Source organism: Ferrimonas sp. SCSIO 43195, assembly GCF_023716685.1.
In the GTDB taxonomy this organism is placed as follows: Bacteria; Pseudomonadota; Gammaproteobacteria; order Enterobacterales; family Shewanellaceae; genus Ferrimonas; species Ferrimonas kyonanensis.
In genome coordinates this window covers 3095547-3121189 of sequence record NZ_CP072679.1, presented here as the reverse complement: position 1 = coordinate 3121189, position 25643 = coordinate 3095547, and the positions used below count along the sequence as shown (strand labels likewise).

Here is a 25643-nt window from a genome sequence, read left to right as displayed (position 1 = left end):
AAAGAAATTATTTAAAAGGAAAACTCAGATGAAACTGAATAGCCTACTCAAAGGTATGCTGATTGCTGTACCGGCTCTGGCGCTGACAGCGTGTTCCAGTACCTCTGATAGCGACAGCCAGTCCCAGACTGGTAACACTACCAATGAGCAAGCCGTAGACAGCGGTGTACAGACTGGCGCCATTGAGCCAGTACTGACTCCTGCTGAGCAACAGCGCCTGAAGTACCAGGAACTGCGTAAAGAGCACATCCTGTACTTTGACTTCGATCGCAGCGACATCCAGGCTGAGTTCGGCGAATTGCTGGAAGCTCACGCTAACTACCTGATTGAAAACCCAGGTGTTAAAGTTCTGATTGAAGGCCATGCTGATGAGCGTGGTACCCCTGAGTACAACATCGCCCTGGGCGAGCGTCGTGCTAAAGCGGTATCCCGTTACCTGCAGGGTCTGGGCGTACTGTCCTCTCAAATCTCCATCGTATCTTACGGTGAAGAGAAGCCTCTGGACGGTTCCGCTACCGAAGCCGCTCACGCTAAGAACCGTCGCGCGGTACTGGTTTACTAATCGATACGGTTAACTTATGAAGAAAGCTGTTATTGCAACAGCTCTTCTATTCATGGGGGCGCAGCTTCAGGCTGCGCCCGCTCCCGTTATAGAAGCAGCTGAAAACACCTCCCCGTCTCTTTCCGGCACCGACCTGAATTCTCGCGTTAGCCGTCTTGAGCGCCTAATGAAAGCGCGCAACCAGGCTCAACTGCAGATGCAGCAGATGTTTGATCAGCTTCAGGCAGAAGTGTCTGAATTGCGTGGTCAAATTGAAAGCCAGCAGTACCAGGTTCAACAGATGGTCGAGCGCCAGCGTCAGTTGTATCAGGAATTGAGTCGCATCGAGACCCAGCTGAAAAGCGGGGCTTCCTTACCCAGCGCAGGCACCCCCGCCAGTGGCGGCAGTGCAGCGGTGGCGACGCCTAACCTGTCCCTGTCTGAAGCCGAGGCTTATCAGCAAGCGGTGGATCTGGTGCTGAAACAGCGTCGTTACGACGATGCCATTCCGGCGTTTCGGCAGTTTATCGAAAACTACCCTCAGTCTTCCTATACTGCTAACTCCCACTATTGGTTGGGGCAGTTGCTGTTCAACAAGGGCGAACTGACTGAAGCTAAGACGGCCTTTAATACCGTTGTTTCTCAGTATCCGGATTCCGCTAAACGCGCCGATTCGTTGTTGAAGCTGGGACTGATCGCCGCCGAGAGCGGAGATAAGGCCGGTGCTACGCAATATTTCAATCGCGTGGTGAAGGAATATGGCAACTCCAATGCCGCCAAATTGGCGAAAAAAGAGCTGTCAAAAGGCTAAGTTAGAGAATTTCACTGGCTGCAGAATCTCTTTTTTGACCGCTTAGTTGTTTTTGTGCGCAAAAGGCCAAAAAAGACAGATTTCCAGTTGCACGCCAAAGCGAAATTGGTATTATAGCCGCCCGTCGGATGAGGCATCTCAGACGACAATCGAGTGGGTCGTTAGCTCAGCTGGTAGAGCAGTTGGCTTTTAACCAATTGGTCGAAGGTTCGAATCCTTCACGACCCACCACTTATTCGCTTGTCCGCACTTGGTGCGTGGCAGCATACAAGATAACGTGGGTCGTTAGCTCAGCTGGTAGAGCAGTTGGCTTTTAACCAATTGGTCGAAGGTTCGAATCCTTCACGACCCACCACTTTTTTCTTGTCGACACTTCAGGTGGGCGGCAGGGCACAAGATAACGTGGGTCGTTAGCTCAGCTGGTAGAGCAGTTGGCTTTTAACCAATTGGTCGAAGGTTCGAATCCTTCACGACCCACCACTTCTTTCTTGTCGACACTTCGGGTGGGCGGCAGGGCACAAGATAACGTGGGTCGTTAGCTCAGCTGGTAGAGCAGTTGGCTTTTAACCAATTGGTCGAAGGTTCGAATCCTTCACGACCCACCACTTCTTTCTTGTCGACACTTCGGGTGGGCGGCAGGGCACAAGATAACGTGGGTCGTTAGCTCAGCTGGTAGAGCAGTTGGCTTTTAACCAATTGGTCGAAGGTTCGAATCCTTCACGACCCACCACTTCTTTCTTGTCGACACTTCAGGTGGGCGGCAGGGCACAGGATAACGTGGGTCGTTAGCTCAGCTGGTAGAGCAGTTGGCTTTTAACCAATTGGTCGAAGGTTCGAATCCTTCACGACCCACCACTTCTTTCTTGTCGGCACTTCAGGTGGGCGGCAGGGCACAAGATAACGTGGGTCGTTAGCTCAGCTGGTAGAGCAGTTGGCTTTTAACCAATTGGTCGAAGGTTCGAATCCTTCACGACCCACCACTTCTTTCTTGTCGACACTTCAGGTGGGCGGCAGGGCACAGGATAACGTGGGTCGTTAGCTCAGCTGGTAGAGCAGTTGGCTTTTAACCAATTGGTCGAAGGTTCGAATCCTTCACGACCCACCACTTCTTTCTTGTCGGCACTTCAGGTGGGCGGCAGGGCACAAGATAACGTGGGTCGTTAGCTCAGCTGGTAGAGCAGTTGGCTTTTAACCAATTGGTCGAAGGTTCGAATCCTTCACGACCCACCACTTCTTTCTTGTCGGCACTTCAGGTGGGCGGCAGGGCACAAGATAACGTGGGTCGTTAGCTCAGCTGGTAGAGCAGTTGGCTTTTAACCAATTGGTCGAAGGTTCGAATCCTTCACGACCCACCACTTCTTTCTTGTCGGCACTCCAGGTGGGCGGCAGGGCACAAGATAACCTGGGTCGTTAGCTCAGCTGGTAGAGCAGTTGGCTTTTAACCAATTGGTCGAAGGTTCGAATCCTTCACGACCCACCATTTTCTTTGAAATACTCCCCCTTAGGCCATTTGGCTGCTGCCGTGGTAGCGTACTCCTTTGTGACGTTGAATTCGGTGCTGGCCGAGCCTGCTTGGCCATGTTGTTGATGACCCTCCCTGTTTTAAACCTGTTGGCACCCTAGTCGTTGTGCGTCTGGCTGTTGAACACCGCAATTAAGCGGTCTGTGCGTCGGTTGTTTGGCTTGGTTGATTGAGGGCGGTGTCTGGGGCCGCTCAGTGGCATGACGGCACAATAAAGGGCGCACAGGCGCCCAGATGCCGATTAGAAGCGGCGGCCGACACCGACGATCAGGTGTTGCCAATTGAGAAAGCCGTACTCTGCATACAGGTTCCAGTTGTTGCCGTGGCCGAAGTCGTAGTTGAGGCTGATGGCCAGGTTTTCAGTTTCCTCCTTGGCCAGATCCAGGTCAAAGCGCACCTCTTCCATGATCGGTGCCAACTGCGGCACCCCGGCAAAGTTGTAGGAGCCGCTGACCCGCTGATTGACGTTCTGATGGTTATAGGCCAGGAACCAGGCCAGTTTATTGCCGCCGACGTCGTAACGTTGTCCCAGCCTCAGGGAGGCGATGCGGGTTTTGATGACGCTGTCGGTGGTGTTGGTGTTGGCCTTGACCAGTGCGCCCACGCCCATGACCACGAATGGATGCCATCCCTCGACTAAGTCTACCTGGCCGGCCAGGACGGTACCCAGGCCATAGTTGGTGGCGGTGTAATCGATGGGGATAGGCAGCACAATGCCGTCGGGGACGTTGGGCAGGCCCTCGACATTGTCCAGTTTGGCTCGAATGTCCTTGCTGCCTTCGGTGTGGCCAAACAGGGCGTACACATTCCAGAAAGGCAGAATCCAGGCATCAATCTTCAACTGTACGCTGCGATCTTCACCGCTGATGCTGACGTCCTCGGCGGGAATGCGGTAGCTGTTGAAATTTCCGTCCGGTTGACAGCCTTTGAGGGTACAGCCGCCGAGCAGGCCGCCATCCACCTGGACTGAGAAATCGTCTTTGGCAATGTAGTCGGCGTTGATCTGATTGAAGAACAAGCTGACCCCAATGGGAGAGGGCAACTCGTGTCCCCTGGCTTTGGCTTGCTCACCCAGCAGTGGCAACCGACTCCAGTGCGCCGGCGTCAGTTGTTGGTCGACGGTGGTCGCCAGTGGTTGTTCGGCGTAGGCCGTCGGCAACTGAATCAATAGAGTCAGGGCGGTTAAGTAGCGGAATGTGGCTGTCATGATGGCTCTTTATGGAAGACGGCGAATACGCCTTAAAAGGCTTCGGTGAAGTTGAAATAGAAGCCGGTGTCGTTGTCACTGACACCGAGATCCACCCGTACATTCATTCTCGGCTGCAGTTCGTACCGATAGCCGATGCCATAGCTGTACAGGGTGTCTTGATACAGGTCGCCAGTATGGTGGGCAATTGAGCCCAGGCCAGCCCACAGCACCATGCCATGGTTGGTCAGTGACCCATCGCGATAACGAAAGGTATGCCGGTACTCGGTGGTGTGCTCGACGGTATTGTTATCCCGGTACCGCCCCAGGTAGATGCCTCTCATGGATCGCATTCCACCCAATTGGGGCAGGGCGTAGTAGGGGACATCGCCCCCGGACCACTGCAGCGCATTGTAGAAGGCCAGTACTCTGCCCTTGGCCAAAGGCCAATAGTAGCGGTAATCCAGCAGTCCTTTTTCAAATTCAAGGTCGCTGCCAAGGCCGTCTCGATAAGCAAGCAGCTCCAGGTTCAAATACTGGCCCCGCCAGGCATTCACGGCCACATCGCGGCTGTCGTATTGCAACGTGGCACCGATGCCCACCGACAATGGCTGCTGATAGTAGCTCTGGAAATTGTCGTCCTCCCAGGCGGACGCTGGAATGCTCTGTTCATCCGGCCGGTAGTAGTGGAGGGCGAACGCCGGTCCCAGGTACAGGTCGTCGGCGATTTTATAGCTGAGGTTGGCGCGATAATCCAGGTTGGTGGCCTTCATCAGGGTCTGGTCGCTGGCGTCCTGACGTTCGCCTGCCTGATAGCCGACGCCCCAGAAGTGGCTGCTTTGCACTCCGGCTCGCAGTTCCCCGGTGAATCGAATGCGATTGTGATCAAAGAACAGGTTCTGCTTGGAGCGCACCGCAAAGCCGGTGTCGCCTTCGCCCTGATTCACCAGGAAAAAGGCACCGACGCTGGAGCGTTGTAACTCAGGCGTCAAACGGTCGGTGCTGAAGGAGTAAAGGCCGCCGATGGCCAGCAGAGTACCCAGTTCTGGGGTGTAGGCGGGCCCACCGACCAGCGATAGCATCGACAGCCCTTGGTGTTCGATGTAGCGCTTACGCTGCTGCTGCAAATGGGTCAGTTGTTGTTCCAGTTGACGTCGCTCGTCGTTGAGGACAGAAGCGTCGTCCAGGCGCCGCTCCAGTGCCTCGATATCAGCTTCCAGTTGTGCCAATCCCTGCTTGGCGGCTTCGATGCTGGGCTGCAATTCGGACAGTGACGGCATGGTGAGATCACTGGCGGTCGCGCAGTAGCCATATAGCCCGCCAATAAGTACAAACCCTTTTATTTTCAATTTGGTACCCGAAGGCGATCGGCGCCGGCTGGTCTGATGATGCCTTGCCGGGCGGTAATGCCGGAAGCGTGCTCAGAGGGTGAATGGTGTTATCAGCGGGCAAGGATAGGGGCTGGGTGCTGAATCGGGTCTGAACCACCGGGCAGTGACAGCTGCCCGGATTAAAATTACTGAGCGTTTACCTGAGGCAGTGAGGCGAACATCCGCTGCAGGGTTTCGTCGGTTTTTTGCTGGCGTTTTTCGGCGCTGTCTCTGCTGTTGATTTTATAGCGGTCAATGCTGCGCCAGACCTGTTTTTGGTCGTGGAACATGTCGATGCGAAACTGCTGGTAGTCCGCCACAGGATCGGAGACCGGCACCGAAACTGAGCCGCCAATGCTGCTGCTGCCACTGCTGCGGCCGCCGCCAATGCCAATGGAGAAGTTACTGTCATTGGCTTCGGTTTGTTGCCACAGAGTCAGTTGCAGCTTTATGGCACTGTCCGGTTCCACTGTCCAGCCTTGCTGAGTCAGTATCCGTTTCAGGGCATCGTCGGCCCGGCGGGCGTTCAGCGGATCGTTGTTGTGCTGGCTGGGCAGCAGGCTGACCTGCTGTACGGCGGCGAAGTTGAATTCTGGATCATAATCGACGTCAGTGCGGTTGCCGGAGCAGCCGGCCAGTACCAAGGCTAAGCAGAGGGGGATGAGTTTCACTGGACGCTCCTTGATGCCACTCTTTCCTTGTTGATAGCGCGACTTAACCCTTGGTGTCAATGGTTTGCCGCCGAGTTTCTAGGCGATCCAGGGCGAAACGGAGTCACACTGGCTTGTTGATGCCTGAGGGCATCTGGGTTTTGAAAGGCGGTATTCAGCAGCGCCAGCTTGTCGTGCATCATGTTGGACAGCTGCACCATGCTCTGGCAAGGGCCACTGGCCCGGCTGATGGTCACGTCGATGCGATGTTGCAGGGCTCTGAGCTGAGGTTGGTTGCTGGGATTGGCAGTGGCAATGGTTTGCTCGATGGTGCGGGCCCGCAACGCTTCCAGGGCTTGGGGCTCCTCTTTTGCCATGCGCATCATCTCGTCAAAACTGGGTAGTGTGGTCATGCCTTACCTCCTGCCACCGTGTCACGCCGTTTGCCGCGGCGCCCGACTGTCGCTCAGTGAGGGGGCATCGCGTTTGCGACTATCAGCAGTAAATATTGACCCTGATCACAGATTGGTCAAATGAGAAAGGGAATGAAATTGAGCATCTTGCCGTAGGAAAATGGGAAGGTGGCCGCGACCGGCTGGCGGGCCGGTCGCGGCGAAAAGCCTGGGCGATTAGGCCTGGCGGGTGTCGTAGAAGTAGGACATCCGTTCTTTAGGACTCAGGTACTGAAACGCTTCCGGTGTCAGCGCCGATGCCAGGATGGAACGCTCAATGGTCAGACCCTGGGTGTCGATGGCGATGGCGGCGGCTTCTTGGCGAGGTACCGCCGGGTCGTACACCAGCACCGAGGGGTACAGCAGCTTGTGGGAGTTCACCGACGTTACCAGGCCAAACTGGCCGCTGGAGAGCTGAACCACGCTGCCCGGAGGGTAGACCCCCATCATCTTGATGAACTGCTGAACGTAGTGGTTGTTGAGCTTGGTCTTAAAGGCCTTGTACAGCAGCCCCAATACGGTGCCCGGAGGACGGGTCTTACTCTTGTCCCTGGGGTGGCACAGGTCGTCATAGGTGTTGACCACGGCAATCAGCTGAGCCAGGGGTTCGATGTCTTTCTCTTTCAACCCCTTGGGGTAACCTGAGCCATCGAGAAATTCATGGTGCTGACCAATCATGGCGGTGATGGCCCGAGGTAGGTGTTTCTGGTTGCGCAACAGCTCCTGGCCCAGGGTCGTATGCCGCTGCAGCTCAATCAGCTCGCTGCGGGTGGGTTGCTTCTTCATGGTCAGGGATTTGGGTTGCAGCAGTTTGCCGCAGTCGTGCAGCATGGCACCCTGACCCACCAAGATGACCTCCTCCTCGGTCATTCCCACCTGCTTGGCCAGCATCATCGCCAACACGGTGACGTTGAGGTAGTGGTAGTTGGGATCATCGGGGCGGATGTCGTCGTTCATCAGGTGCAGCGTCACCTGGCTGCCGCCGCTGAGGCTGGCGGCCATCTGTTTTACCAGCTTGGAGCACTGTCCAAGGGCATCCATTGGCTTGAGGGTCAGCTTGTTGTTGATGGCCCGCAACTGGGTCAGGGAGTCGGCGTATTCGCGCTCGTGTTTCTTGAACTCTTTGCGAAACTGCTTCAGCTCTTCGATGCCCTGCTGTTTCTGCTGTTGCATCTGCTGATTGATCTTATCCAGATCGGCTTTGGACTCGGCCAGGTCCGGCAGGGCTGGCGAGCTTAATACCTGAGTGTCGCTGCGTTTCACATCGACCAGAACATGGGACAGGTTGAGTTTCTTCAGAAGTAGGATCTGCTGCGGGCTCTTGAGCTTGAAGCTGTTAAACATAAAAGGGTGTTCGCGCCAGGAGATCGGGAGTCGAATGTAGTTGCCAACCTGCAACTGGTCGACGGATACTTTTCTGATAGAACTGCTCATAAATGCCGGTAACTGATTCTGTTACCGGCATTTTCTCGCAATCGATTTGGACTGTCTAGAACTGATTGCCCGCAGGCTGCAGTTGGTTAAACAATTCGGTATGGGATTTCAGTGAATGGTTTACCGTCTGGCGGGACTGATCCTGAAGCGTAAACTGTGGCTGGTTGGCCAGCATCTTGCCTTCTTTGGCGGTCGATGGGCTCGGGGCATTCAGGTAGTAATCGCCGCTGCCTTTGGCGACAAATTGCAGCTGGTGCAGTTCTGAGCGAATAAAGGCATGGCTGTCGGCATCGGGTTCAAACAGCACATCGTAACGAACGGTGATCTGTTGTGGGCCCTTGGTCAGGGTGATGGTATCGACGTAGGCCGGTACCGGCTTGCCGTTGATGGCGATCACTCGAACGTTATCGCCCAGGTGCAGCGTCTCTGCAGACAACGACAGAGAAAGAGTGGTGGCTGCAATTAACAGGAGTGCTTTCATCTCATTTTCCTCATTCTTTACCGGATTCTTAGAAACAGACCGGCAAAGTTCGTGATCGAGTTCACAATAAAATGAGTTTAGCGTAAAAAAACATCGCCCGGCCTGGTGCCGGGCAATGATGGGGCTAGCGGGAGGGCTCGAAATCGAGGCGAATCTGGGCGCCCCGCAGTTCGGAGTCATCGATGGTCATGGTGCCCTTGTAGCTCAATACGATGTCGTGCACCACCGCCAGGCCGATGCCCTGGCCGGGGTTGCGGCGGTCGGCGCGAACACCGCGCTCCAGTACTGATTGCCGCATTTCCGGTTCGATACCCGGACCATCGTCTTCTATGGCCATGCACAGTCCGCCATCCACGCCGATCCAGGCGCGAATTCGAACGGTGCTGATGGCAAAGCGGTAGGCGTTTTCCAGCAGGTTACCCAGCATCTCCATCAAATCGTCCTGATTGCCGGGGAAACGGGCCAGGCGGTCAATCTGTAGCTCAACCCGAATCCGTTTCTCCTGGTAGACCTTGCCAAGCATATTGGTCAGCTGTTCCACCGTCGGCAAGATCTCGGCCTGTTCCCGGGTCAGGCCCTGGCGACCGACCACCGCCCGTCGAAGTTGGTATTGAATGATCTGGTCCATCTGTCCCAGTTGCGACAGTATCTCCTGCTGACGGCCGCTCTCGCTCAGGTTGCGATCTTCCATAATGGCATTGGTGGCGGCCAAGCGGGTTTTCAGGCTGTGAGCCAGATCCTTCATGGCGTGCTGATAGGTCTGGCGTTGGTGCTTCTCCTGATCTATCAGTTCATTGAGTGCCTGGGTGACTTCGGTTAGCTCCACCGGATAGTCGGACGACAGCTGCTCATTATCGCCTTTTAGAATCCCCTTTACCTCCTGAGACAACCGCCGCAACGGTCGTAGCCCCCAGAAACCGGCCCCCACCAGCAACAGCCCGGACAGGGGAATAAACAGGCCAACGCGGAAATAGGTCTTGCGTGTGCTCTCGGCCAGTTTCCGCTGAATGCGCTCGGCATCCCTGAGCACCAGCAGGTCATAGGATTTTTGGTTGATGCTCACCGGCACCTTGACGATGGAGTACATGCGGTCGTCGGCCAGGGTCATCAGGTAGGGCGGAGTGTTGCTCTTTGCTTCCTGTCGGACGCGGTTGCAGGTGTCTTGCAGGCTGCGCTTTCTGGCTTCTTCCGATGAGGTGTAGTGATCACGCAGGCCGTTAACGCAGGTGATCAGCAGGTAATCGCTTTTGTGAGGAATGGACTGGTAGTCCTCGATGGGGTTGATGCTTTGCGGCAACATCCCCTCCAGCCGTAATTCGGCGGCAATCATTGGCAGCCGAGCGATGATGTCGTTGGTTTGGTCGACGTAAAAGTCCTGCACTTTCTGCTGATTGATCACCTCGGCCAGCGCCCAGGAGGCGAGGGCGATGATGGCCAGTGAGGTCATCATCAGCCGACGCTGTAGCCGCGGACGCTTGGAGAACAGCGCCTTCATTAGCCGCATACCAGATTAAAGCGGTAGCCTTGCCCTCGAATGGTGACGATGGGGTTGTCCAGGCCGCCTAGGCTCAGCTTCTTCCTCAGCCTAGAGATCATGACCTCGATGGTATTGGGATCCCCCTCTTTATCCTGATACAGGATGTCCAGCAGTCTCTGCTTGGAGATTACCTGTTGATGGTGGCGCATCAGGTATTCGAGAATCTGGTACTCGAATGCGGTCAGTTCCAGTTCGTCGCCGCCCATGGTGGCTTGCTTGGCCCCCATGTCCAGAGACAGGTGCTCACACTCGATCACCGGTTTGACAAAACCGGCGCTGCGGCGCACCAAGGCGTTGAGTCGGGCGATCAACTCCTCAACCTGAAACGGTTTGACCAGGTAGTCATCGGCACCGGCGTTAAGCCCGGCCACCTTGTCTTTCCAGTGATCACGAGCAGTCAGGATCAGAATCGGCTGACGGAAGTCGTTGTCTCTCAGGTGCTGAATCAGGTCGATGCCGTCCTGATCGGGCAGCCCCAGATCCACCACCGCGATGTCGACCGGGTAGTTTTCTGCCAGGTAGCGTCCCTCGCCGGCGGTTTCGGAAGCCATGACCTGATTGCCCATTTCGGTCAGGCGAACCTTAAGGTGATGGCGTAACAGGGCATCGTCTTCAATAACCAGTATTTTCATGTTGTCCTCAAATCGGCGATAAGGGCTCGGCGTGCTCACAATGTTAGGGTGAAAGCATAGTGCTGAAGCTCTGAATCTTTCCTGAACAATACCACATGCATTGAAAACTAGCATAAATACTGAGGCTTAGGTCACGTGAGTTGAACTCAGAGGCTCGTTGTACGCTGTCGGGTTGCAGTTTTGACTGGCGATAACCGCCTTTTTTTGATGACCATCAAATCGAACCCTATAAAGCCTGTATTTATATACAGCATTTAGGTAGGCTGGCGCAAAGTTAATCGATCGGGGGAGCCGAAATGGCAGTCATCGTAAAATACGTAGTTGAGCGGGATGGAGAAGAGAAAATGACCTTTGCCAGCAAAGCTGAGGCGGATGCTTATGACAAAATGTTGGACATTGCCGATGAGCTGGAAGGGGTGCTGCGGGCCAGTGGCCTGATAGAGGATGACGGCGTCAGTGAAGGTCTGGCGTTGTACCTGGCGGAGCAGAAAGAGGCGGTGATGCAGGCGCTAAAGGGCAAGAAGAAAGCCCCGCCAGCGGCCAAAGCTCCCGCCAAGAAGGCGGCCAAGGCGCCAGCCGAAAAAGCCGCCTGATCCCCAAGCATAAAAAAACCGGCTCAATCGAGCCGGCTTGCAAGAATAGGTTGCAGGAAAATAATGATGATTACTTGGTTAGCACTGTCTGTGCGATAACCCAGTGTCGTCATTTTACCATGAGCACCGATGAGGCCCTGCTACCTCATTGGAGGTAAATTAGCCCTGAAAACGCCGCTTCAAGGCGCCAGCAGCCCAGGCGATCAGCAGATTACACAGCATGACACTGCCAAGGATGATCGCCATTCGAATCCAAGGTTGATCGAAAGACAGCCGCATCGAAATCAGCCTGTAGGCGGTGGGTAACCACACAAACAATGTGCCCGCCACCAGCCCCAGCTGCAGCAGAGTCACAGTGATGGCACGCTTACTGAAGAGCAACAGTGGCGCGGCGGTGATCAGCACCGCGGCGATGGCATTGCCATAGCGAAGAAAGTGGGCACCCATGACGAGGTAGGCCAGGGCAAGCAGAGTGATTCTCCACCACATAGAGTCTCCTTAAAGTCCCTCGAAAGCCGCTGTGATTCAGCCGGCTAGGGCATGGGTCAATGATGGTCAGTATTGTCTTACGTTTTAGACCTGCATTTCTGCGAGCGGAGTCATACTCCGGTCTCAGTTTCCTACCACTTTGGAGATAATCTTATTGCCTTCAATCGCTTGCGTTTCTTTGTCCGTGTGCCTTTGCGGGGAGCACTTCGGGCTGTGGCGAAATATCAGGTGCGATAGCCAGGCAGTCAGCGGGATGGTCAGGACGATGCCGACACCGCCGGCCAGGGAGGTGTCATCTTCCATTGTTTCCTGAGGAGGCTTGAACCGGTGCCTTAAGTCGCCAATGCACAGTTGTGGTGATAGCGGGGCACCAGAATGAAGTTGACCACAATCTTGATCCTCATCCGCGGCGTATCCAGTCCCTTGGCGCTGCCGTAGACCGAGCGCCAGAACCACCGAATACTGGTTCGGTTATTCAATGTCGAAACTGTAATAGATATCGAGAGAGTCTTTTAGTGTGTTATTGATCCCCTCAATCCACAACCGATTCTGCAAATAGTAGCGAATGGTTACTTCGGTGATGGGCTCAAATATATTGACCCCATATTTTAAGAATATCTTTTCGCCAATGTAGCCACTGATCGCCACCTGAGCTTCGTCGCCATCGCCTTCGGTGCCGACATTGACGTTGGAAAATCCTAACTCTTCGCCAATGGTGGTTAGCATGCCGCCGGTCTGGGCCAGCCCCAGGTTCACCGCTGCCGAGGCCCACAGGGCGTTGCCACCGTCGGTGCTGCTTAGGCCGCGGCCTTGGGTGATGTAGGACAGAATCTCCTGTTGCTCCATGGTTGGGTTGGAGAACAGGGTCATCTGCGGGGCATTAACGGCGCCGCCGAGGCGAATGCCTGCCACGACGTTTTCGGATTTGATCTCTCGGATGGCTTCTACGTCCAGCGTTGGCAGGGTCGGCGGGCCGTTAAAGATGACCTTGCCCCGTCGAATGGTCAGCCGCTGGCCAAAGGCGGCAAAGCGTCCATCCAGCAGGTTGATGTCACCGAAGAGTTGTGGTGTCTGGCTGGCTTTCTGGCGCAGGGTCAGCTGGCCCCCGAGGCGACCATTGACTCCCATGCCGGAGACGGTCACTTCATCGCCAATGTTCAGTTGCAGATCCATGGCGAAGGGAGCCGGCGGCTCCGATTCGGTATCGGCGCGAAGATCCACAAACTCCACATCATCCGAGACCGCTACACCCCCCTCCGGCAGCTGTGCCAGAGTCAGGGTGGCCTTGGGAATGTCGATGCGGCCGGTAACCGACATCGCTTGTTGGGTCTTGGTCAGGCGCAGCGACGGCGAGGCTTCGGCGATCAGCATCGGTGGCTTGAGTACGTCGAGACGATCGCCGTCGAGGTTGATGTCCAGTTCCAGCTGTTCCTTGGACCAGTCCAGCCAGCCATGGGCTTGGGCCGGCCCATCACCGATATAGAGTTCGCTGCTGAGGTTGGCGCGCTGGCCATCCAGTGTCAGGGCAATGTCGATATCGTGCAGTTCGGTCGGGTTGACGGCACTGGTCAGCAGTCCCTGTTTCAACTGAAGCTGTCCGTTGAGCAGCGGCGTGTCCAGATCCCCCTCCAGACGGATGTCGGCGCTGAGGATGCCGTGCAGTTCGGCCACCTTCGGCAGTGCCTTGGCCAGCGGGGTCAGGTCGAAGTTGTTCAGCCGTGCAAACCCCTGCATCGAATAGGGTGCTTCAGGCGCCAGAGTGATGTCAGAGCGGACCAACGGCCGGTCACTGTCCAGCGCCAGTTTCAGGTTCAGCCCCTGTTGAGACAGGTCTCCATCCAGATTCAGCCGTTGCCACGGCAGGTGAACCGGTGTGCGGCGGCTGTCACTCTGGACCACCACTTCGCCCTGTTCACTGCGCAGGTAGGCGCGGACTTTCGGCAGTTGTCCCGGCAGCCAGGTGGTGTGGATGTCGGCGTCGATGTCGGCGTTGAGCTTCATCTCGGCCGGCAGCAGCGGCGCAATGGCGGTGGGCAGGCTGGCCTTGAGGGTCAGTTCGGCGGCGCCACTGGTGCCCACGTTGGCGGGGATCGGCAGACACAAGCTGGCGGCCGGCCCCTGCCAGCAGTGTTCGCTGACCACGAAGGCCTGGCTGGCGAACGAGAAGGTCAGCGGTGCCGCCTGTTGTTGTTGCCATGGGCCGACCGGGGTGGTCAGTCTGGCGTCGGTTAGGGTGCCCTGCCACCAGGTAAAGTTCGGATCCAGTACCCCGGACAAGGTCAGGGCGCCCCCCCAGGGCGTATCGGCGTCGCCGTCGAGATCGGCGCTCAGCTGCTGCTGGGTCTTGTTGCCTTCTGAGCGGGCGTTGAGGCTGTCAAAGCCGAACTGGGCCAGAGTCAGTTCGCTGGCATTCAGTTGCAGGCGGTATTGGTGATTGCGCAGTGGATAGTAGTCGCCGTCGAGCCTGGCAGTGCCCATCTGGTACTGGTCATAGGCCAGGTCGGTGGTGTGCAGTTGCAGTTGCACGTGCGGGTCGTCGTGGTCTCCCCGTACCTGTATCAGGGCCTTGGCGCTGCCCTGGGCCTGTGGTAGCCAGCGGGACGCGTCAGCCAGTGTCAGTTGCCCATTCAGATCCCAGTGTTGCTGGCTGTTGCTGTTGAGCGTCAACTCGGTGTCATTCAGGGTCAGGTTGAGATCCGTGGCATTGACTCGCCACAGGTGATCCAGACTGGCATCGCCGCGCACCGTCAACGGTTGTTGCTGATAGGAGCCGCTGATATCGGCGTCGGCAACGGCCACTTTCCAATCGTGCTGTTGCCAGTGCCCTTGGGTACTGAGGTGGCCATCAATGACCAACGGCACCTGTGGCAACAGTTGCGCCAGGTTCAGTTGCTCACTGCTCAGCTGGGCTTGCCAGCTGAGTCGATCCTGGTAGTTGAGAGTGCCGCTGGCGCTGGCATTGCCTTGTTCGCTGGTGAGCGCTGCCTGATTCAGGGTCAGTATGCCTGGCTGGTGCTCAAGCTCGGTACGAAATTGGAACTCGGGGTAGCTCAGGGCCTGTCCCTGCCCGGCGGCGTTGAGGCGCTGTTGTTGCAGGCTGCCCTGGCTGGACAGGGTCAGCTTATGTAACTGGTATTGGGGATCCGTGCCAAAGGGCCAGCTGAGTCGCTCGGCATTGAGCTCAACCTGGTAGTCCAGTTGCGGTGATTTCAGCATCAGCGAGCCGCTCAGTTGCCCCTGTTGCTGGCCGTGCAACTGAGCATCGAGATTCAGCTCGCCCAGGCTGCCGCTGACCTTGGCGTCCAACTGTTGGCCGTCGAGCCCCGGGGTCCACGGCAGTTGCTTCAGGGTGCCTTTGGCCTCGGCGTCGATGGGCCAGTTGCCAACAAAATCCAGGCTGCCGCTGAGTTCGATGTCGGCCCAGTTATGCTGCCCCTGAAGCTGATGCACCTGCAACAGGGTATCGGCCCATTGGGCGTCGAATTCCACCGTTTCAATCCGGTGTTGCATGTCGGCGACGGTCACCAGTGCCCGGCTCAGGTTGACCGAGTGGGCGGTAATGGGAAACGGTAGGCTGACTCTGGGCAGGTGGGCCATGGCCCACTGTTGTTCCGGCGTTGCGTCGTCCGGCGTCGGGGTCTGGGCCGGTGCTGCCTCGTCGACCGTCTCGGCAGCGTCGCCGCTGGGAATATACACCGCAATCTGGGTGGCATTGAGGCGGTTTACCCGCAGAACGTCTGGGGTGAAACGGGCCGAACCCGATAGCTGGCCGACGGCAAAGTGCATGTCGTCCACCCGCACCCGCACCCGGTTCAACTCGATCAGCTGGGCGGCAATGGTAAAGGGCAGAGAGAACCCCGACTCGGTGGTGTCTTGGGGGGGCGCGGCCTCGGGTGCTTCATCACCGCCGCCAAGGGCATCGATGTCGATGTCGACCTGGACGCCGTTGGCGTTGAGGCGGTCGCTGCACAGGGTGCGATTGAACAGGCAACGGGGGCGCCAGTCCAGTGACAGGCTGTCCACCTGCACCGCCAGGCCGTCGATGGCGTCGAAGCGCACGTCGCTGAGGTGCAGGTTGCGGTTTATCTGGCCATTGATGCGGCCAATGGACAACCCTGGCACCACAGCGTCGGCGATCGCCGCCACCAGCTGAGCCCCCGGGGTGGTGGCCACCAACAGCGCCAGTAGGATCAGGATAATGATCGGCGTGGCCAGCAGGCCGCTGAGCAATCGGCGCCAGTTCACAAGTCGGCTCCAATGGTCAGGTGCAGGCGAAACGGCGGCTTGTCTTCACTGATGCCATAGCCAAAGTCTGCCTTAATGGGGCCGACCGGTGACAGCCAGTGCAGGCCGACGCCGACGGAATACACGGGCTCAAAGTCGTTGGTATTGAAGGCGTTACCGCCGTCGACAAAGGTGGCCAGACGCCAGCTGTCGTTGACGTAGTACTGATATTCCAGGCTGCCCACCAGCAGGTAGCGGCCGCCGACCACCGCTTGTTGCGGGGTGCCATTGTTGTCGATGATGGTTTTGGTGGGACCCTGAGATTGATAGGAGAAGCCTCGAATGCTGGTATCACCACCGGCGAAAAATCGCATCGACGGCGGCACTTGCTCCAGGTCGGCGTTGTCCACTTTGGTCAGGCCACCATCAAAGCGCAGCACAAACCGGTGTTGATCCCAGGGGGTGTCGACCCATTTGAACTGCCCCTTAATCTGGGTCAGGCGCACGTCTGAGCCGAGGCTGGTATCGGCGTGTTCCACGGTGTAGATCTGACGGAATCCGCGGCGTGGATCCAATGGGCTGCCCCATCGCTTGGTCTTGGACCAGCTGATGCCGGGCAGCAACAGCTGCGATTCCAGGTTATCACCGTCAAATTGCCACTGTTCCTGCAGTCCTCTGAGGTAGTAGTTGCGTAGCCAGCCGTCATCCATTCGGGTTTGTCGAGCCACCCTCAGGCCATATTGGTCACTCTCCAGATTGCCGAACTTGTCTCTCTCGATGAGGGCGCTGAAGATCAACTGATCGTCCATGGGGTGATCCAAGGGGATGCGGTAGTTGAAGTTCATCTGCGGGTTTTTTGACAACTCGATGGAGAGCTCCTGGCTGTGTCCGGCTCGGTTGATCTTGGGGGTGCGCCAGGTGGTGGTGGCCCGGGGACCGGTATCCGTGGTGTAACCCACCCCCAGGTCCACGGTATGGCGAGACGCCGGTGTCAGTTGAATGTCCACCGGGACACGATAATCCTGAGACTGGTCCGTTTGCGGCAGTACTCGAACATCTCGAAAATAGCCTGCGGACAGCAGGTTACTGTTAAGGCGGGCGACGGCGGCGCTGGAGTAGGGATCGCCGGGCTCAAACGGCACCATGGCGTCGAGCAGCTGGGGCTCCAAATCAAACTCGGAAAAGCTGACTTCCCCCAGTTGATAGCGGGTTCCGCTGTCGTACACCAGCAGCAGGTCGGCCAGGTTGTTGTCCCGATCGACCTCCAGCTTGGCTACGGCAAATTTGGCGTCGAAATAACCCCGTATCAGCCCCTCGGACAGCAGGCTGTTCTTCAGTGACTGGTAGCGACCATGGTGCAGGACCTGGCCCGGTTTTATGCTGGCGTTGTTGACCAGTTGATTCATCATCGGGTCGCCACTGGCATCCCCTTCTAGCCAGATCATCACGTGACGGTAGGTCACCGGGTCACCCGCCTTGACCGTGATGTTGATGGGCCAGCGATCGACACTGCGATCCACGTCGATGTCGATGTCGGCATTGTAATAGCCCAGTGCCGACAGCGCCTCTTCCACTCGCTCCTGAAGCGTAAAGGCGAAGGCGTTACGCTCGGCCCGGGTGGTGGGCAGCGGCGACAGATAGAGTTCGATGTTCTTGTACAGAGCGCCTTGAACGCCGGAGATGACGAGGCTGACGCTGGGGCCTTGTTCTTGCTCACGCTCTTTAAGCAACCGGTATTTGCGCTTACGTTTTTTCGGCTCTGCAGCCTGATTGCTGGCGGATTCTTCCTCGACTTCGGGTTGGGCTTGTTGCTGCGTGCCAGTTTCGGCTTCAGTCTCAGGCTCAACCTTGTTGGCCGGGACTTGCTGCGCCGATGCGGAAGTGGGCGGACTGGCTTCAGTAGGGGGCGCTTCGGAGGTTGGCTGGGCAGGAGCCGGTTCGCTGTCCACGGCCCAGGACAATGACGCCAGCGCCCCGGTGTCAGCCTTCGCTTCGGGGGGCAGGCTGATGGCGATGGACAACAGCAAAGGCGCCAGAATCACCCGGTTACCTCATGGGCTGAAAAGCGGACGCATTGTATGGGGCGACAAGTCATGATTGGGTGCGGATCAACCGGTTCTACGGAATACATAAAAGATAGCGTTTGCGGCTCACTAATGGCTAAAAATCAGAAAATTAACTTAATACTGAGCCGACAAAAGCCATGATACCCGCATTGGGCCAATGGGCGCCAGTGGCAAACGCCGTCGATGCTTGCGTTGCCGTCAGTTTGTGGTTAGGGCATGGCCATTGCACTCGTTGGCGTAGGGATCGGTTGTCGATGCACTGGCATGTTAAGGTAGGGGTTTTTAGGGCAATGCCGGGGTTGAGTAAGGGATGAAAACACTAACCAGAATCATAACATTGACAGCCGCTGTCAGTTGGGGCGCCTTGGCGGGCCAGCCCATTGCCATCGCCATTCATGGCGGGGCAGGGACCATCAATCCGGACAGGATGTCGGCTGAGACCGAGCGCCAGGTGCGGGAAAAGCTGGCGGAGGCCGTGTCGGCCGGTCATGCATTGCTCGAGCAGGGCAGCAGCAGCCTGGATGCGGTGCAGCGCGCGGTGCAGGTTCTCGAAGCCAGCCCATTGTTCAACGCCGGTGTGGGCGCGGTGTATACCTATGAGGGAGCGCACGAACTGGATGCTTCTATCATGGATGGCCGAACCCTGGAAGCGGGCGCCGTGGCCGGCGTACGCCAGGTCAAGAGCCCGATTGAATTGGCGCGCCGGGTGATGACCGATTCGCCCCACGTCATGCTTTCCGGCGCCGGCGCGGTGGAGTTTGCCCTGGAGCAGGGGCTGGAGTTGGTGCCCAATCACTATTTTGATACTCAGGGCCGTTACCAGGGGTTGCTGCGCGCCAAAGAGAAGATCATGGATAACCAGCGCCACACCAAAGACTACAAAGCGGCAGTCGATCGGCTCGATGACCGCTATAAGTACGGCACCGTCGGCGCGGTCGCGCTGGATCAGCAAGGCAACCTGGCGGCGGCCACCTCCACCGGCGGCATGACCGCCAAGCGCTGGGGCCGCATCGGCGACTCGCCAGTGATTGGCGCCGGTACCTACGCCGACAACCGCAGTTGTGCGGTGTCTGCCACTGGCCATGGCGAGTATTTTATTCGCTACAACGTCGCTGCCGACATCTGTGCCCGGGTCAAGTATCAGGGGGTCAGCATCGATACGGCGTCGCGAACGGTGATCGATGAGGTGCTGTTGCCAGCCGGAGGAACCGGTGGCGTGATCGTGGTGGACACCAAGGGCAACATCGCCATGCCCTACAACACCGGTGGCATGTACCGCGCCAGCGTCGGCACCGACGGCCAGGTGTCGGTGAAGATCTGGGACGAATAACCGTGGAGGCCGGTGATACACCGGCCTCACTTTTTAGGCCAGGGCTTCGAAGTCGTCTTCGCGCAGCCGTGCCTTTCCGTCGCTACCCAGCACCCACAGTTCACGGTGAATCACTCCTTTGGCGTTATTCATGCTCCAGCCAGAGGTGAGTAGGGCGCTGTTTTCATCCACCTGGGTCAACTGAGGCTCGATGTACTCCACCTCGGCAAAGCCGTCGGCGATCAGTTGGCGCCAGAATCCTTCGATGGCGTCGCGCCCTTCGAAGGTGCCGAAGGGGCGGGCGTGCATCACCGCGTCCGGTTCATACTGGGCGGCACAGCCTGTGGCGTCGCCGCGGTTAAAAGCGGCCTTCCATCGCTCACTGGCCTGTTTCACGGCATCAATCACATCATGGCTCATCGGGTGTTCCTTATCGGTTTCAACTGAGGCCAGAATAGGATGACAATTAAGTTTGAAAAACAGGGCAAAGGAGAACATATTGTTTAATTAAATTAAACAAAGGCAGTGGCAATGGATCACTTGCGACAGATGATGCTGTTCCGCACCCTGGTGGACAAAGGCTCCTTCACTTCGGCCTCTGAGGCATTGGGGCTGTCCAAATCGGTGCTCAGCCAGCACCTGAAATCTCTGGAGGGGGCCCTGGGCACCCAGTTGTTGCAACGTACCACCCGCTCCCAGGTGCTCACCCCCACAGGCCGGGAGTTCTACCGCCAATGTTGTGACATCGGTGACCGAGTGTCTCTGGCCTGGGATCGGGCCAGGGAGAGCAGCGGTACCCTGGCGGGCCCCATTCGCATCAGTCTGCCCCATGCCCTGATGGAGCCCGTTGCTGCGGCATTGGCCGCTTTGGTGATCGCCCATCCCGCCATTGAACCCGAGCTGGTGACCGAGGACACGCAAGTCGACCTGGTGTCTGAAGGGGTGGATCTGGCCTTCCGGGTCGGCAAGATGCCCAGCAGCAGTCTGAAGCAGAGGCGCATCGGCCAATTTCGCGAAACCCTGGTGATGGCCCAGGACTGCGTGCGTCAGGATCACTATGTGGCCAACGGTTGGGAGGCCAGTCAGGTGGTGTGTCACCTGATTGGCCCTAAAGGAGAGCACAAGCAACTGTGCTTTACCCCCAGCGTGCGCGCCAAGGATCTGCCCAGTGTCCTAGCCCTGGCGAGCGCCGGACTTGGGGTTGCCCGGGTGCCCACCTTTCTGATGCAGCGACAAGCCAGTTTGATTCCCCTGCTGCCGGGCTACACCACCGAGCCTGTGGGCGTGTTCGCGGTGCACGGCTATCAACAGCCACCAGCTCTGGTGCGGGCGGTGACCGAGGCGGTTGCGGCAAAGCTCAATGCGGGCAGTAGTTAGCTTAAGTGTCTGCTGCGAATCAACCAGCAAGGTCGCTCGGCGCTGAAAACGCCGGCTAGGGTGTTTCTCGGTATGAAGGGAGCCATCATTCTCTCCCAGTCGTAGCGGCTTGGTGCCGTGCGTCGTTATTGGATGGCCAAAGGTAACAATCGCGTTAACAGCCTCAATGCGAATGGGTGTGTCAACGCACAGTGGCGCTGTTGGGTTTTTGAGGAATGTGATCAAAGTGGCGGGTTTGGACCCTGCCCGAGCAAGGCTCGACAGCAGCAGGGGAGAGCCTCCTGAGCCGTCGGCAATCTAATCGTACATTCAGATTGGGCGAATCTTTTTTCTCCCTGAGGCAAAACCCGCATGTAAGCGCTATGGTTACAGAAAGTCACCACACTCAAGGGGATATGATGGAATCGGTCAAAGTGAAAGATTACATGGAACGGCATCCGGTCTGGCTGACACCGGAGATGTCACTGTCGGTAGCGGTGGACACGTTGCTGGAGGCGCGTCAGCCCGGCGCTCCTGTGGTGGACGGTAACCACAAATTGGTGGGGTTTGTGTCTGAGCAGGACTGCCTGTCGGTGCTGTTGAAAAGCAGTTACCACTGCGACATTACTGCCACGGTGGCCGATTGCATGCGTGATGAGGTGCTGTCGGTGAGCCCGGAAGATTCGGTACTGGGGCTGGCGGAAATCATGCTGGGTCAAAAGCCGAAAATCTATCCTGTCGTCGACGAGGGTAAGGTGGTGGGCATCATTGATCGTTCCCGAGTGCTGACCGCCATCAGCGGCCACCTGAAATCCTGCTTCAGGAACGCCGTATAATTCAAATGCCGGCTGTTCAGGCAGCCGGCGCATCAGGTTAGTCACCTTGGCAATAAATGCGTAACGCTTTGTAACAGTTATGCATACTTATGTTGCTCCTGCCGATGTTTTCTCACCTTATCGCAGTGTTAGCCTGTGTGCTCCACGGGTCCATTTTGAGGAGCAATAAGGACAATGAAAAAGACCCTCGCAACCGTTAGTTTAGTGCTCGGTTCCCTGCTGGTGCCTTCCGGCTATGGCTTCGATCGGGTGACCGGGCATCATTTTGCCTCCCGCTCAGAGGTACTGGCGCAAAACGGCATGGCCGCCACCAGCCAGCCTCTGGCCACCCAGGTGGCTCTGGACATCTTGAAACAAGGCGGTACCGCAGTGGATGCCGCCATTGCCGCCAATGCCATGCTGGGGCTGGTTGAGCCTACCGGCAGTGGCATCGGCGGCGATCTGTTTGCCATCGTCTGGGATGCGGACAGTCAGCAGCTCTATGGGCTCAATGGTTCCGGGCGCAGCCCCCGCAGCCTGACGCTGAAGGAGTTTGAACGGCGAGGGCTAAGCCGGATTCCCGCTTACGGGCCGTTGCCGGTGTCGGTACCCGGCGCCGTGGATGGCTGGTTCGAGCTGCACGGTAAATTTGGCAAGCTGCCCATGGCGACCCTGTTGGCACCGGCGATTCATTATGCCGAGCAGGGATTTCCGGTGACCGAGCTGATTGCCTATTACCTCGAGCGCAGTGCGTCGAAGCTTGGTCAGTACCCGGGGTTTAAACAGACCTTCATGGCCGATGGCAGCATGCCGGCCAAAGGGGAGATTTTCCGCAACCCGGACCTGGCCTATAGCTACAAAATTCTGGCTCGTGACGGCCGGGATGGTTTCTACAAGGGGGAGATTGCCCGGCGCATCGACGCCTACATGAAGGACAATGGCGGCTTTCTCAGTTATGAGGATCTGGCCAGTCATCGCAGTGAATGGGTGACCCCGGTCAAGGTGAGCTACCGCGGCTATGAGCTGTGGGAGTTGCCACCCAATGGGCAGGGGATTGCGGCGCAGCAGATTCTGAAAATGCTTGAGGGCTATGACTTGGCGGCCATGGGCCGAGACAGCGCCGACTATGTGCACACCTTTGTCGAGGCCAAGAAACTGGCCTTTGCCGATCGGGCCAAGTTCTACGCCGACATGGCGTTTGCCGAGGTGCCGGTGTCCGAGCTGTTGTCGGAGTCTTACGCTCGAGAGCGGCGGCAACAGATTGATCCCAAGCGGGCCGCCAAATCGGTGGACCCGGGTAATCCGGCCCTGAACCATGGCGATACCATCTATCTGACCACCGCCGATCGCCACGGCAACATGGTGTCTCTGATTCAGAGCAATTACCGCGGCATGGGGTCGGGCATGACCCCCGAGGGGCTGGGGTTTGTGCTTCAGGATCGGGGCGAGCTGTTTAACCTGACTCCGGGGCAGGCCAACAGTTATGCGCCAGGCAAGCGGCCGTTTCATACCATCATTCCCGCCTTTGTGACCAAGGCGGGCAAGCCCTGGCTCAGTTTCGGCGTTATGGGTGGTGCCACCCAGCCTCAGGCTCACGCTCAGATTCTGATCAATCTCATCGACTTTGGCATGAACCTGCAGGAAGCCGGAGACGCGCCACGGATTCTGCATACCGGCTCCAGTCAGCCGACGGGCGAGATCATGAGCGACGGTGGCAGCGTGTCACTGGAGAACGGCTTCTCGGCCGACACTCGGCGTGAATTGGTGCAGCGCGGCCACCGATTGCAAGAAAACTCAGGCAGTTATGGCGGTTATCAGGCCATCATGTGGGATGCGGATAACGGCAGTTACGTGGGGGCCTCCGAGAGCCGCAAAGACGGTCAGGCGGCGGGTTATTAACCCTTTGGCCAGGGGGGGCGAATTCCAGTCAGACAGCGGTGGACCTGAGTTGGTATACTGGCCCACAGTGACTTTGGTCCGGCCTTAACTGTGGATGGAAAACACACAGAACTAAGGCAGATTCATTTCGCCAGATGGCCACTGTGCCTGGTGAAAGCAGTTGAATTGTTATTGGGGAAACAACGATGAACCGATCATTACGCATGGCGAGCTTGAGTCTTGCCGTCATTCTGGGGCTGAGTGGCTGCGCCACCACGGATCCCTACACCCGTGAACAAAAAACCTCCAATGCCACCGTAGGAACCGGCATTGGTGTCATCACCGGGGCCATTATCGGCGCGGCGGTATCCAGCAAGAGCGATCGTGGTAAAGGAGCGTTGATTGGCGCCGGCATCGGCGGACTGGCCGGAGGCTCTGTGGGTTACTACATGGACCAGCAGGAGATGAAATTGCGTCAGCAATTGGAAGGAACCGGTGTCAGCGTCACTCGCGTCGGTGACCAGATCATTCTCAACATGCCTGGCAACGTCACCTTTGATACCAACCAGGATCAGGTAAAGAGTCAGTTTTACCCGACTCTGAACTCGGTGGCCTTGGTGTTGAAGGAGTTTGAAAATACCCTGGTGACCGTGGCTGGCCATACTGACAGCATTGGTGAGGCGGCCTACAACCAGGCGCTGTCCGACCGCCGGGCTCGCAGCGTGGCACATTACCTGGTTAACCAGCAGATCCCTTACCAGCGGGTGGCAGCCATCGGTTACGGCGAGTCACGCCCCATTGCCGACAACATCAACAAAGCCGGGCGGGCTAAAAACCGCCGAGTGGAGTTGACCCTGGATCCCATCGTTCGCTAATTGCGGGCCAGTAAAACTCAAAACAGCCCGGCTTGCCGGGCTGTTTTTTTAGGTGCAGGTCTTGCGCCCGGGCCGTCAGGGGCGCTTTTGCAGCACGTATTGGTCTGCGTTGGGTCCTTCGATGCGCTTGGCCTGGTTGTCCAGCCTGAGGATCCGATTCTCAGCCACGAAATAGTGCGCCGGTGCCGCGCCATCCCGAAACAGGGTCACGCGATTGCCGGCGGGGTTCCACTGGAACTTTCCGGAGTAGCGGCTGCCTTTGCTGCGCCGGCCGAGGAAGTGCTGTTGCAGGTGGTAGCTGCCGTCGGGGTTCAGGGTCAGTTCGGTGTCAACGCCATCGCAATCGGCGCAGGGCAGGGTGCCGACGTAGGTGCCTGGCCAGTCCAGAGCATTGCGAGCGTTGTGGGCGGTGTCGGCGAGCACGGTCGCCTCGTCGTGGCTGTCACCTGGGGTCGCCTGACAGCCCATCAGCAGGGCCAGCAGGGTCAGGCCAATCAGTTGGAGTTTCACCAGCGCATCCTTAATGGTCACGAAAGTCTGTGTTTAAGGTGCGTTAAATCAGTGAAATGATCAAGCCGGAAGTGGGCGGTGCCGCGGCACCGCTCGCGGTCAGCCAAAGATGCCCAGGTACAGGGCCCGGGTCACCACCACGGTAGCTATCACATCCAGAGCCATGAACAGCCACTTTAGCTTGGGGCGCTGGCGCTGCAGCATGAACGAAGGCACGGCGATGCTCAGGGGGATCAGAAACAGACCAATGGCCAGAAACAGCACGCCACCGATAATACCTGAGGTGGTGCCGGAGAAGTACAGCATCACCAGCAAGGTGGCAATAAACACAAACATGGAGCGGCGGGTGGTTTTTGAAGCGGCGGCGCGGTTGTCGGGATCGCGCATCAGCTCTTCGATATTGGTCATGCCTTTTCTCTATTCACTTTGGTTATGCCGTACCCTATGCAAAGGTGGGACGCATTTCAACTGCGCAATGAATCAAAGACCCCATGAGATCACAGTTTGCCACAGTCGTTGGCTGTAGATCCCGCCGAGCCAGCCCCAGTCCGCCATCAGTAGCCACTGGACCAGGCCGATGATCCAGAACGGAATCTGAAACCTGAGTTTGCGGGTTTTATGGCGACAATATTGTTGTCCCAGCAGGGCGCCAGACCAGCCGCCGACGGCGGCCAGTAACTGCAGCCACTTTTCTGGAATCCGCCATTGGCCGAGCCGGGCTCGACGTTTATCGATGGCGTAGGCCAAAAAGGCAACCAGGCTGGCACCGAGCCAGAATAGCAGCAGTTGTGGCCAGCGGCTCAGCAGCGGGCCGAGCAACAACAAGGGCAGCAGAGCCAGGGTGAAAAGCAGTCCCAGGGGCATGGTTATCGATCGTCAGTCAGCGAATGTCTCACCCTAACCGACGGCCCT

General features: G+C 57.6%; 25 protein-coding genes and 11 tRNA genes. 19 read left to right on the top strand and 17 right to left on the bottom strand.

Annotated features, from left to right (window positions below; all coding sequences use genetic code 11):
- Positions 1-28: 28 nt before the first annotated feature.
- From pal to J8Z22_RS14470, 13 genes are all read left to right on the top strand, one after another.
- The gene (gene pal / locus J8Z22_RS14530; protein ID WP_028114972.1) at positions 29-562 is read left to right on the top strand and encodes a peptidoglycan-associated lipoprotein Pal; all 534 of its coding nucleotides are present in this window, start codon (positions 29-31) and stop codon (positions 560-562) included.
- 16 nt (positions 563-578) lie between these two features.
- Positions 579-1352, top strand: a complete 774-nt coding sequence (gene ybgF / locus J8Z22_RS14525; protein ID WP_252006908.1) for a tol-pal system protein YbgF — start codon at positions 579-581, stop codon at positions 1350-1352.
- A gap of 155 nt (positions 1353-1507) precedes the next feature.
- Positions 1508-1583 (top strand) — tRNA-Lys (locus J8Z22_RS14520).
- A gap of 48 nt (positions 1584-1631) precedes the next feature.
- Positions 1632-1707: transfer RNA gene (locus J8Z22_RS14515), tRNA-Lys, on the top strand.
- A 49-nt stretch (positions 1708-1756) separates the two neighbouring features.
- A tRNA-Lys gene (locus tag J8Z22_RS14510) sits at positions 1757-1832 on the top strand.
- 49 nt (positions 1833-1881) lie between these two features.
- Positions 1882-1957 (top strand) — tRNA-Lys (locus J8Z22_RS14505).
- Positions 1958-2006: 49 nt separating this feature from the next.
- Positions 2007-2082 (top strand) — tRNA-Lys (locus J8Z22_RS14500).
- A gap of 49 nt (positions 2083-2131) precedes the next feature.
- Positions 2132-2207, top strand: a tRNA-Lys gene (locus J8Z22_RS14495).
- A gap of 49 nt (positions 2208-2256) precedes the next feature.
- Positions 2257-2332, top strand: a tRNA-Lys gene (locus J8Z22_RS14490).
- Between the two features lie 49 nt (positions 2333-2381).
- Positions 2382-2457, top strand: a tRNA-Lys gene (locus tag J8Z22_RS14485).
- A gap of 49 nt (positions 2458-2506) precedes the next feature.
- Positions 2507-2582 (top strand) — tRNA-Lys (locus J8Z22_RS14480).
- A gap of 49 nt (positions 2583-2631) precedes the next feature.
- Positions 2632-2707, top strand: a tRNA-Lys gene (locus J8Z22_RS14475).
- A 49-nt stretch (positions 2708-2756) separates the two neighbouring features.
- Positions 2757-2832, top strand: a tRNA-Lys gene (locus tag J8Z22_RS14470).
- 283 nt (positions 2833-3115) lie between these two features.
- Here J8Z22_RS14470 and J8Z22_RS14465 read toward each other — a convergent pair.
- The 8 genes from J8Z22_RS14465 to J8Z22_RS14430 all read right to left on the bottom strand — a co-directional run bounded on the left by J8Z22_RS14465 (position 3116) and on the right by J8Z22_RS14430 (position 10616).
- A complete protein-coding gene (locus tag J8Z22_RS14465; protein ID WP_035415854.1) occupies positions 3116-4081 on the bottom strand; it encodes a hypothetical protein in 966 nt (321 codons plus the stop codon).
- Positions 4082-4113: 32 nt separating this feature from the next.
- Positions 4114-5340 (bottom strand): BamA/TamA family outer membrane protein, encoded by a 1227-nt coding sequence (locus J8Z22_RS14460; RefSeq protein WP_252006907.1) that lies wholly within the window; start codon positions 5338-5340, stop codon positions 4114-4116.
- A 236-nt stretch (positions 5341-5576) separates the two neighbouring features.
- The gene (locus J8Z22_RS14455) at positions 5577-6101 is read right to left on the bottom strand and encodes a DUF4136 domain-containing protein (protein WP_252006906.1); all 525 of its coding nucleotides are present in this window, start codon (positions 6099-6101) and stop codon (positions 5577-5579) included.
- A 56-nt stretch (positions 6102-6157) separates the two neighbouring features.
- Complete coding sequence (locus J8Z22_RS14450) at positions 6158-6493, bottom strand: DUF3135 domain-containing protein (RefSeq protein WP_252006905.1); 336 nt, start codon at positions 6491-6493, stop codon at positions 6158-6160.
- Between the two features lie 216 nt (positions 6494-6709).
- Positions 6710-7966: an HD-GYP domain-containing protein gene (locus tag J8Z22_RS14445; RefSeq protein WP_252006904.1), complete on the bottom strand. Its 1257-nt coding sequence runs from the start codon at positions 7964-7966 to the stop codon at positions 6710-6712.
- 55 nt (positions 7967-8021) lie between these two features.
- Positions 8022-8447, bottom strand: a complete 426-nt coding sequence (locus tag J8Z22_RS14440) for a DUF2057 family protein (RefSeq protein ID WP_028113255.1) — start codon at positions 8445-8447, stop codon at positions 8022-8024.
- A 124-nt stretch (positions 8448-8571) separates the two neighbouring features.
- The gene (locus tag J8Z22_RS14435) at positions 8572-9942 is read right to left on the bottom strand and encodes an ATP-binding protein (protein WP_028113254.1); all 1371 of its coding nucleotides are present in this window, start codon (positions 9940-9942) and stop codon (positions 8572-8574) included.
- On the bottom strand, positions 9942-10616 hold the full coding sequence (locus J8Z22_RS14430) for a response regulator (protein ID WP_028113253.1): 675 nt from the start codon (positions 10614-10616) through the stop codon (positions 9942-9944). The genes J8Z22_RS14435 and J8Z22_RS14430 overlap by 1 nt, the downstream gene beginning before the upstream one ends.
- Positions 10617-10912: 296 nt before the next feature.
- Between J8Z22_RS14430 and J8Z22_RS14425 the strand changes: the two genes are divergently transcribed.
- A complete protein-coding gene (locus tag J8Z22_RS14425; protein WP_252006903.1) occupies positions 10913-11209 on the top strand; it encodes a YebG family protein in 297 nt (98 codons plus the stop codon).
- Between the two features lie 159 nt (positions 11210-11368).
- On the opposite strand, the gene J8Z22_RS14420 is transcribed toward J8Z22_RS14425, so the two are convergent.
- From J8Z22_RS14420 to J8Z22_RS14400, 5 genes are all read right to left on the bottom strand, one after another.
- A complete protein-coding gene (locus J8Z22_RS14420) occupies positions 11369-11698 on the bottom strand; it encodes a hypothetical protein (RefSeq protein WP_028113251.1) in 330 nt (109 codons plus the stop codon).
- A gap of 123 nt (positions 11699-11821) precedes the next feature.
- Entirely contained in the window at positions 11822-12001 is a 180-nt protein-coding gene (locus J8Z22_RS14415; protein WP_252006902.1) for a YibE/F family protein, read from the bottom strand.
- A 29-nt stretch (positions 12002-12030) separates the two neighbouring features.
- Entirely contained in the window at positions 12031-12177 is a 147-nt protein-coding gene (locus J8Z22_RS14410) for a hypothetical protein (protein ID WP_252006901.1), read from the bottom strand.
- Positions 12170-15943: a translocation/assembly module TamB domain-containing protein gene (locus J8Z22_RS14405; RefSeq protein WP_252006900.1), complete on the bottom strand. Its 3774-nt coding sequence runs from the start codon at positions 15941-15943 to the stop codon at positions 12170-12172. Before J8Z22_RS14405 ends, J8Z22_RS14410 begins: the two co-directional genes overlap by 8 nt.
- Positions 15940-17964 carry an autotransporter assembly complex family protein gene (locus J8Z22_RS14400; RefSeq protein WP_252006899.1) on the bottom strand — a complete coding sequence of 675 codons (2025 nt, stop codon included), beginning with the start codon at positions 17962-17964 and terminating at the stop codon, positions 15940-15942. The genes J8Z22_RS14405 and J8Z22_RS14400 overlap by 4 nt, the downstream gene beginning before the upstream one ends.
- Positions 17965-18298: 334 nt before the next feature.
- Here J8Z22_RS14400 and J8Z22_RS14395 point away from each other — a divergent pair, with 334 nt between their 5' ends.
- The gene (locus tag J8Z22_RS14395; RefSeq protein WP_252006898.1) at positions 18299-19318 is read left to right on the top strand and encodes an isoaspartyl peptidase/L-asparaginase family protein; all 1020 of its coding nucleotides are present in this window, start codon (positions 18299-18301) and stop codon (positions 19316-19318) included.
- A gap of 33 nt (positions 19319-19351) precedes the next feature.
- Here J8Z22_RS14395 and J8Z22_RS14390 read toward each other — a convergent pair whose 3' ends face one another.
- Positions 19352-19717 (bottom strand): nuclear transport factor 2 family protein, encoded by a 366-nt coding sequence (locus J8Z22_RS14390; RefSeq protein WP_252006897.1) that lies wholly within the window; start codon positions 19715-19717, stop codon positions 19352-19354.
- A 111-nt stretch (positions 19718-19828) separates the two neighbouring features.
- On the opposite strand from J8Z22_RS14390, the gene J8Z22_RS14385 reads away from it, so the two are divergent.
- The 4 genes from J8Z22_RS14385 (at position 19829) to J8Z22_RS14370 (ending at position 24221) form a co-directional block, all read left to right on the top strand.
- Entirely contained in the window at positions 19829-20674 is an 846-nt protein-coding gene (locus tag J8Z22_RS14385) for a LysR family transcriptional regulator (RefSeq protein WP_252006896.1), read from the top strand.
- A gap of 398 nt (positions 20675-21072) precedes the next feature.
- On the top strand, positions 21073-21489 hold the full coding sequence (locus J8Z22_RS14380; protein WP_028113244.1) for a CBS domain-containing protein: 417 nt from the start codon (positions 21073-21075) through the stop codon (positions 21487-21489).
- Positions 21490-21663: 174 nt separating this feature from the next.
- Complete coding sequence (ggt, locus tag J8Z22_RS14375; RefSeq protein ID WP_252006895.1) at positions 21664-23367, top strand: gamma-glutamyltransferase; 1704 nt, start codon at positions 21664-21666, stop codon at positions 23365-23367.
- 185 nt (positions 23368-23552) lie between these two features.
- Entirely contained in the window at positions 23553-24221 is a 669-nt protein-coding gene (locus J8Z22_RS14370; RefSeq protein ID WP_156897018.1) for an OmpA family protein, read from the top strand.
- A 75-nt stretch (positions 24222-24296) separates the two neighbouring features.
- Here the strand turns inward: J8Z22_RS14370 and J8Z22_RS14365 are convergent, their stop codons facing one another.
- The 3 genes from J8Z22_RS14365 to J8Z22_RS14355 form a co-directional block, all read right to left on the bottom strand.
- Entirely contained in the window at positions 24297-24731 is a 435-nt protein-coding gene (locus tag J8Z22_RS14365; RefSeq protein WP_211227291.1) for a copper resistance protein NlpE, read from the bottom strand.
- Positions 24732-24830: 99 nt separating this feature from the next.
- The gene (locus tag J8Z22_RS14360; RefSeq protein ID WP_028113240.1) at positions 24831-25139 is read right to left on the bottom strand and encodes a hypothetical protein; all 309 of its coding nucleotides are present in this window, start codon (positions 25137-25139) and stop codon (positions 24831-24833) included.
- 72 nt (positions 25140-25211) lie between these two features.
- Entirely contained in the window at positions 25212-25595 is a 384-nt protein-coding gene (locus J8Z22_RS14355; RefSeq protein WP_252006894.1) for a DUF1294 domain-containing protein, read from the bottom strand.
- Positions 25596-25643 lie beyond the last annotated feature (48 nt).

What these genes read in the sequence shown, in the direction of transcription:
- pal (WP_028114972.1), top strand. Translation starts at nt 29, where the DNA reads ATGAAACTGAATAGCCTACTCAAAGGTATGCTGATTGCTGTACCGGCT.
- ybgF (WP_252006908.1), top strand. Translation starts at nt 579, where the DNA reads ATGAAGAAAGCTGTTATTGCAACAGCTCTTCTATTCATGGGGGCGCAG.
- J8Z22_RS14465 (WP_035415854.1), bottom strand. Translation starts at nt 4,081, where the DNA reads ATGACAGCCACATTCCGCTACTTAACCGCCCTGACTCTATTGATTCAG.
- J8Z22_RS14460 (WP_252006907.1), bottom strand. Translation starts at nt 5,340, where the DNA reads ATGCCGTCACTGTCCGAATTGCAGCCCAGCATCGAAGCCGCCAAGCAG.
- J8Z22_RS14450 (WP_252006905.1), bottom strand. Translation starts at nt 6,493, where the DNA reads ATGACCACACTACCCAGTTTTGACGAGATGATGCGCATGGCAAAAGAG.
- J8Z22_RS14445 (WP_252006904.1), bottom strand. Translation starts at nt 7,966, where the DNA reads ATGAGCAGTTCTATCAGAAAAGTATCCGTCGACCAGTTGCAGGTTGGC.
- J8Z22_RS14440 (WP_028113255.1), bottom strand. Translation starts at nt 8,447, where the DNA reads ATGAAAGCACTCCTGTTAATTGCAGCCACCACTCTTTCTCTGTCGTTG.
- J8Z22_RS14435 (WP_028113254.1), bottom strand. Translation starts at nt 9,942, where the DNA reads ATGAAGGCGCTGTTCTCCAAGCGTCCGCGGCTACAGCGTCGGCTGATG.
- J8Z22_RS14430 (WP_028113253.1), bottom strand. Translation starts at nt 10,616, where the DNA reads ATGAAAATACTGGTTATTGAAGACGATGCCCTGTTACGCCATCACCTT.
- J8Z22_RS14425 (WP_252006903.1), top strand. Translation starts at nt 10,913, where the DNA reads ATGGCAGTCATCGTAAAATACGTAGTTGAGCGGGATGGAGAAGAGAAA.
- J8Z22_RS14420 (WP_028113251.1), bottom strand. Translation starts at nt 11,698, where the DNA reads ATGTGGTGGAGAATCACTCTGCTTGCCCTGGCCTACCTCGTCATGGGT.
- J8Z22_RS14415 (WP_252006902.1), bottom strand. Translation starts at nt 12,001, where the DNA reads ATGGAAGATGACACCTCCCTGGCCGGCGGTGTCGGCATCGTCCTGACC.
- J8Z22_RS14395 (WP_252006898.1), top strand. Translation starts at nt 18,299, where the DNA reads ATGAAAACACTAACCAGAATCATAACATTGACAGCCGCTGTCAGTTGG.
- J8Z22_RS14390 (WP_252006897.1), bottom strand. Translation starts at nt 19,717, where the DNA reads ATGAGCCATGATGTGATTGATGCCGTGAAACAGGCCAGTGAGCGATGG.
- J8Z22_RS14385 (WP_252006896.1), top strand. Translation starts at nt 19,829, where the DNA reads ATGGATCACTTGCGACAGATGATGCTGTTCCGCACCCTGGTGGACAAA.
- J8Z22_RS14380 (WP_028113244.1), top strand. Translation starts at nt 21,073, where the DNA reads ATGGAATCGGTCAAAGTGAAAGATTACATGGAACGGCATCCGGTCTGG.
- ggt (WP_252006895.1), top strand. Translation starts at nt 21,664, where the DNA reads ATGAAAAAGACCCTCGCAACCGTTAGTTTAGTGCTCGGTTCCCTGCTG.
- J8Z22_RS14370 (WP_156897018.1), top strand. Translation starts at nt 23,553, where the DNA reads ATGAACCGATCATTACGCATGGCGAGCTTGAGTCTTGCCGTCATTCTG.
- J8Z22_RS14360 (WP_028113240.1), bottom strand. Translation starts at nt 25,139, where the DNA reads ATGACCAATATCGAAGAGCTGATGCGCGATCCCGACAACCGCGCCGCC.
- J8Z22_RS14355 (WP_252006894.1), bottom strand. Translation starts at nt 25,595, where the DNA reads ATGCCCCTGGGACTGCTTTTCACCCTGGCTCTGCTGCCCTTGTTGTTG.